Source organism: Pseudomonas sp. SST3, from assembly GCF_003325755.1.
In genome coordinates this window covers 1-6,795 of record NZ_QORI02000063.1, presented here as the reverse complement: position 1 = coordinate 6,795, position 6,795 = coordinate 1, and the positions used below count along the sequence as shown (strand labels likewise).

Here is a 6,795-nt window from a genome sequence, read left to right as displayed (position 1 = left end):
GGTCTTGCGGCGTTGGTTGAACGCTTCGCGTACCACACGTTCCAGCAGTTTGTGATCCTTGGCCGGGTGCGGCAGTACGGCATGCGGCACCAGGCGCACGATGGCTGAATCGACCTTCGGTGGCGGGTTGAACGCGCGGGCCGACGTTGAACAGGTGCTCTACGCGGCAGTGATACTGGACCATGATCGACAAGCGGCCCCAGTCACCACCGCCAGGGCCTGCGGCCAGGCGCTCCACCACTTCCTTTTGCAGCATGAAGTGCATGTCGCGGATGATCCCGGCGTTGTTCAGCAGGTGAAAAATCAGCGGTGTGGAGATGTTGTACGGCAGGTTGCCCACCACCCGCAGGCTATTGGGCGCGGCATTGAGGCTATTGAAGTCGAACTTCAGCGCATCGCCCTGGTGCAGATTGAAGTTGGACTTGCCGGCGAACTGCTGGTTGAGGATCGGGATCAAGTCCTTGTCCAGTTCCACCACGTCCAGTTGCCCACCGCTGGCCAGCAGGCCTTGTGTCAGTGCGCCCTGGCCCGGGCCGATTTCCAGCAGGCGGTCTTCTGGCTTGGCATGGATGGAGCGCAGGATGCGATCGATTACGCCAGCGTCATGCAGGAAGTTCTGCCCGAAGCGCTTGCGCGCCCGGTGTTGGTAATGCTCAGTCATATACGGGTCTCGGCCATCTGATAGGCGGTTTCCAGGGCCACGTGCAGGCTGCCGGTATCGATCTTGCCGCTGCCTGCGAGGTCCAGGGCGGTGCCATGGTCGACGGAAGTGCGGATGATCGGCAGGCCCAGTGTCACGTTGACTGCGGCGCCGAAGCCTTTGTATTTCAGCACGGGCAGCCCCTGGTCGTGGTACATCGCCAGCACTGCGTCGCAGTGCTCCAGATATTTGGGGGTGAACAGAGTGTCTGCAGGCAATGGGCCGCGTAGGTCCATGCCTTCTTGGCGCAGGCGCTCTAATGTCGGTTCAATGATGTCGATTTCTTCATGGCCCAAGTGGCCGCCTTCACCGGCGTGGGGGTTAAGCCCACAGACCAGGATACGCGGCTGGGCAATGCCGAATTTGTGTTGCAGGTCGCTGTGCAGGATGCGCGTGACACGCTCCACACGCTCGGCAGTGATGGCATCGGCGATTTCACGCAGCGGCAAGTGGGTGGTCACCAGCGCCACACGCAGGCCGCGGGTGGCGAGCATCATCACCACTTGAGCGGTATGGGTCAGTTCCGCGAGGAATTCGGTATGGCCGGAAAAGGCGATACCGGATTCGTTGATCACACCTTTGTGCACCGGTGCGGTAATCATGCCGGCGAAGTCGCCGTCGATGCAGCCTTGGCCCGCACGGGTCAACGTCTCCAGCACAAATGCCGCGTTGGCCGTATTCAACTGCCCTGCAACCACTTTGGCTTGCAGCGGGGTGTCCCACACATACAGGCTGCCGGCGGGGGCCGGCAGGTCGGGCCAGTTGCCCGGCGCCACGTCCAGCAGGTTGACGGCCACACCCAGTTGCGCGGCCCGCTCAAGGAGCAGGTCGCGGCTGGTAATGGCAATCAGGGGGTGTGGCGTGGGGTTGCGAGGCGAGCAGCAGGCACAGGTCTGGACCAATGCCGGCTGGCTCGCCGGGTGTCACCGCGAAACGCTGGGGTTTCACTGGGGTGCCTGGTCGGTGCCTGTTTGCTCGGCGCCTGGCAGCTTGTTCTCTACATACGCTTCGTCACGGATCTGACGCAGCCAGGTTTGCAGCTCTTCGTCGTATTTGCGGTTACGCAGTACGCTCAGGGCTTGCTGCTCGCGGGCCTGGGTGGTGTTGTCCGTGGCGCGACGGCCAAGCACTTCCAGCACATGCCAGCCGTACTGAGTCTTGAACGGCTTGGACAATACGCCTTGCGGTGTCTCGGCCATAACCTGCTGGAACTCAGGCACCAGAGCTTTCGGGTCGATCCAGTTCAGGTCGCCGCCGTTAAGGGCAGAACCTGGGTCTTCCGAGAAGCTTTTAGCCAGGGTGGCGAAGTCTTCACCGCTTTCAATGCGGTCGTAGATCTTCTGGGCCAGTTCCTTGGTTTGTGCCTCGGTGCGGATTTCGCTCGGTTTGACCAGGATGTGACGAACATGGACTTCGTCTTTCAGCGAAGTCTCGCCACCGCGACGTTCCAGCAGCTTCAGGATGATGAAGCCACCCGGGGTGCGGGCTGGCTGGGTAATGCCACCGACTTCCATGGCGCTCAATTCGCGATCAAACGGAGGTGGCAATTGAGCGGCTTTACGCCAGCCCATGTCACCGCCTTCGAGGGCGTTGTCGCTGCCGGACTGAGCAATGGCCATCTGGGCAAAATCTGCACCCGCTTTGAGGCGCTCATAGATCGCCTGGGTTTTAGCGGCGGCGGCATTAAGCTGCTCAGAGTTGGCTCCGTCCGGGGTTGGGATCAGGATATTGGCCGAAGTGCAACTCTTCGGAGAGCTGCATCTTGCCCAGGTCCGAGGCCAGGAAGTTCTTCACTTCCTGCTCGGACACCTGAACCCGCTCGGCCACACGGCGCTGGCGCACACGGCTGATGATCATTTCGCGCTTGATCTGGTCACGGGCGTCCTCGTAGGACAAAACCATCGCGAGCCAGGGCGGCGCGGAACTGATCAATGCTCATGTTGTTACGCTGAGCGATGGTGCCAACGGCCTGGTTCAATTCTTCGTCTGAAATACGGATGCCAGAACGGTCGCCAATCTGCAATTGCAGGTTCTCGACGATCAGACGCTCCAGCACCTGGGGTTCCAGGACGCTGCTCGGTGGCACACCACCGCCACGCTTGGCGATGGTTTGCTGAACTTCCTTGACCCGTTGGTCCAGCTGGCTCTGCATGATCACGTCGTTGTCGACGATGGCCGCTACTTTATCCAGCTGTTGAACCGCGGCGTGTGCCGAAACAGTACCCAGGAACAGCGCGCCCAGCACTAGCGGGCGCAAAACACTCAGAAAGCTTTGTCTTCACGTTCACGATAACCTTCAATGCCTTTGTCGAGGAAGCTCTCTACCTTGGCGCCGGTCAGGCCGCCGAGTCCTTTAAGGACGATCTGGAAGAAGAGCCCGTGGTCACCCTTTTCGTTCTGAGGGGCGAGCTGCGTGTATTCGTCGTTGGAAACCCAGTAACGGTTGATGACGCGCAGTTTCCAGCAGCAGTTGTCGTACTCGAAACCACCGAAGGCTTCCAGGGTACGGTTGCGGGCATAGTCGTACTGCCAGCGGGTGATCAGGTTCCACTGAGGAACAATCGGCCACATCATCGAGAAGTCGTGTTGTTGGATTTTGTAGTAATCCTTCACGAAATCTTTGTCACCTTCCTGGCCAAAGTCGCCGCCAAACTGCCATTTGCCGGTCAGCTGGTTGTAGACAACCTGGTCGTTGCGATAGCGGTAGCCCAGGTTGACGACCTTGTTCGGATTGTCTTCCGGCTGGTAGTGGAACATTGCGCTGCCGGAGCGAGGACTATGGGTCTCGGTATCCCAGTTGTAGTCGGCTGTGGCGCGCCAGTCGCGGTTGAAGCGGAACTCGTACTCCAGTGCAACAGGAGATACGTTCGAGTGCGCATCATCACGTGTCTTGGCATCTACACCTGGCAATTGAACTTCGCGATCCTTGAAGTACATCGCTTGACCAATCGATGCACGCTGACGTTCGAAGCCATTTTCTTCGATCCAACGGCTGGTAAGCCCAAAGGACAGCTTGTTCTCGTCACCGATACGGTCAGAACCACTGAAACGGTTATCCCGGAACAGCGAGGAGTAGCTGAAAGAGTTTTCGCTGGTGTCGAAGACCGGGATCTCGGTTTGATCTCTATTCGGTACGTAGAGGTAGAACGCACGAGGTTCGAGGGTCTGGTTGTAGTCTTTGCCGAACCAATTGGTTTTACGGTCGAAGTACAGGCCGCTGTCGATGCTGGCGATAGGTACAGAGCGATCTTGCGAGCTGTCAAAGGTCTGGCCGACAGGTAATTGCGACTTGCCTTTACCATCAAGATCCAAATCATATTTGGTATAGACGTACTTCAACTTCGGCGTGATAAAGCCGTAGCTCCAGTTCATCGGGTAAGAGACAGCTGGAGCAACGTTCAGACGGGTACCGTTTGCACGGGTCAAACCTGTTACGTTGTCATCCAGCCGCTTTTCACCGAGAAGGCCTGTTACAGGATCGAACGGGCCGCCATCTTTGTCGAGCACTCTGCCGCTACGCAGGTCACGATCAAACCTGACTGCTTCGGTCTCATAAGAGAAGTTCAGCCCCGCCGGTTGAAACGGGAGCGTACCGTTAAAGGTGATCTGCGGTAGTCGATCATATGGCGTGATTTGGGAAATCGTCGCCAACTGGTACGACTGCAAGTTCACGGCAGCCTGGTAGCTGTCGCCACGGTAGCTCACGGTACCCTGTTGGTTCAGGAAGTCCTGGCTCTGAACGCCTTCCTGATAGGACTTCAAATCCTGGAAATAGAACGGATCACTGATCTTGGTGTAATCAACCAAGGTCGTCAGACGCGAATCCAACCCACCCTTATGCTGCCAATTGAGCATATAGCGGGTTTTTTCGTAATCAGTCTGCTTCTTGCGCTCGTCATTGTCGTCGTTGAGGTACGCCCCACCAAACTGCCCTTCACTCGACTTAGTCAGATAGCGGAACTCGCCCTCCATCAACATGCCGCGCTTGGTCATGTACTGCGGGTACAACGTGGCATCGTAGTTCGGCGCCAGGTTGAAGTAGTACGGTGTTACCAGCGTAAAGCCAGTTTCCCCACCGTGCTGAAGCTCGGCGGCAGGAAGCCGGATTGGCGACGGTCGTCGATCGGGAAGTAGATGTACGGGGTGTACAGGATCGGGATGTTCTTGACCCGCAAACGTCGCGTTGGTCGCCGTACCGAAACCGGTGGCCGGGTTCAACGTGATGTTGTTGCCCTTGAGCTGCCAGGCGTTGCTGTCCGGCTCGCAGGTGGTGTACGTACCGTCCTTGAGACGGATGATCGCATTCTCTGCACGCTTGGCGTATAGCGCGTTACCGCGGATGCGTGACTTGTGCATCACGTATTCGGCGTTATCGATCTGGGCGGCGCCGGTGTCGAGCTGGACTTGAGCGTGGTCACCCACGATCAGGGCGCCGTTGTCGCGCAGGCGCACCTTGCCATTTAGTTCGCCACGGTTCTCAGCCTGGTACAGGCTGGCTTCGTCCGCTTCCAGTTGCATGCTGCCCTGGCGCATGACCACGTCACCGGCCAGGGTAGCGACCTGCTGCTCCTGCTCGTAACGCGAGGCCTTGGCGCCGATGAAGGTCGGCGCATCGCTCTTGTTCGTCTTGTCGTTCATGCCAGGACGAGTCGGCTCGATGTACGCGCCGCCGCAGTAAGGGCCGGTTTCGGCCAACTGTGCTGCGGTCAGCTTGTCGCGAGGTACCCAGTCCAGGTGGCTGTAGTCGGCGCTGCGCGAGCGCAGGCCACGGCCCTTGGCTTCGGTGACCAGCATGGTCTTGGGCTCGGCGTCGACGCTGCCGCCAGCTTTGCCTTGCGGCGTGCTGTTGGCCGAGCTGACGGCAGCACCGTCATGCACCGGGCGCGGTGGCAATGGGGCGGCGGCCGTCTTCGGCGCACAATCCCAGGCACCCGAAGCAGAGACTGAGCAGTCATACTGTTCCGCGGCGACCACGAATGAGGTGGCGAAAGGTTGCAAGGCCAGCAGACTGCCGGTTACCAGCAACGGAAATTTTCTACGAAACGCGGGGGATTTCAATGCCATCTTATTAGTCCGGGCTTCCTGCGTGCCATCTGCCCGCGGTTTGGGCCGCACGCCTCTCGATGGTCTGAAAAAGATGCGTGATAATAAAGCATGCCCCGCTTGACGGCTAGCGCCGTCGGAGACCCTTGTAATGCCCGAGCACGATCTACGTTTACAACAGCTGGAAGTCTGGCTGGATGAGCAGTTGCCGATTCTTTTCAACGCTCAGGACTGGGGCCCCGTGCCCCCGGCCACATTGACCGCGGCCAGCAGCGACGCGAGTTTCAGGCGTTACTTCCGATGGGAGGGCGGTGCCCATACGTTCGTCGTCATGGACGCGCCACCCCCCCAGGAAAACTGCAAACCTTTCGTCGATATTGCGCATTTGCTCGCGAAATCGGGAATAAATGTGCCAAAAATTTATGCAGAAGATTTGCCCCGTGGCTTTCTTTTGCTCAATGACCTAGGCACAAAAACCTATCTGGACGTGATTGACGGTGAAAATGCCGACCAATTATTTGCCGATGCCATCGACGCGCTGCTGGCTTTCCAGCAATTGCCGATGGATGCACCGTTGCCCAGCTATGACGTGGCTTTATTGCGTCGCGAGCTGGAGCTGTTCCCGGAATGGTATGTGCGCCGTCACTTGGGCATCGACCTCGACCCTGAGCAACAAGCCCTCTGGCAACGTGCCAGCCAGCAGTTGATCGACAGCGCCCTGGCCCAGCCCAAGGTGCTGGTGCACCGCGACTACATGCCGCGCAACCTGATGATCAGTGAGCCAAGCCCTGGCGTGCTGGATTTCCAGGACGCGGTCTACGGCCCGGTGACCTATGACATCACCTGCCTGTTCAAGGACGCCTTCCTCAGTTGGCCCCAGGCCCGCGTGCGCGAATGGCAGCGTGGCTATTGGCAGCGTGCCGGACAATTTGGGGATTCCAGTACAGGACGACTTTGAGGAGTTCCTGCGTGCCAGCGACCTGATGGGCGTGCAGCGTCACCTCAAGGTTATCGGCATCTTTTCGCGTATCTGCCACCGCGACGGCAAACCA

At 58.9% G+C, this 6,795-nt stretch carries 5 pseudogenes; 1 reads left to right on the top strand and 4 read right to left on the bottom strand.

Annotated elements, in window-relative coordinates:
* The 4 pseudogenes from rsmA to DQ405_RS23205 all read right to left on the bottom strand — a co-directional run.
* Window positions 1–661 (bottom strand): annotated as a pseudogene (gene rsmA, locus DQ405_RS23220) (16S rRNA (adenine(1518)-N(6)/adenine(1519)-N(6))-dimethyltransferase RsmA); the annotation flags it as partial.
* Window positions 658–1,648: pseudogene (gene pdxA, locus DQ405_RS23215) on the bottom strand (4-hydroxythreonine-4-phosphate dehydrogenase PdxA). The pseudogenes pdxA and rsmA, both read right to left, overlap by 4 nt.
* Window positions 1,645–2,982: pseudogene (locus tag DQ405_RS23210) on the bottom strand (peptidylprolyl isomerase). Before DQ405_RS23210 ends, pdxA begins: the two co-directional pseudogenes overlap by 4 nt.
* Window positions 2,963–5,764: pseudogene (locus tag DQ405_RS23205) on the bottom strand (LPS-assembly protein LptD). Before DQ405_RS23205 ends, DQ405_RS23210 begins: the two co-directional pseudogenes overlap by 20 nt.
* Before the next feature lie 130 nt (window positions 5,765–5,894).
* Here DQ405_RS23205 and DQ405_RS23200 point away from each other — a divergent pair.
* Window positions 5,895–6,795 (top strand): annotated as a pseudogene (locus DQ405_RS23200) (aminoglycoside phosphotransferase family protein); the annotation flags it as partial.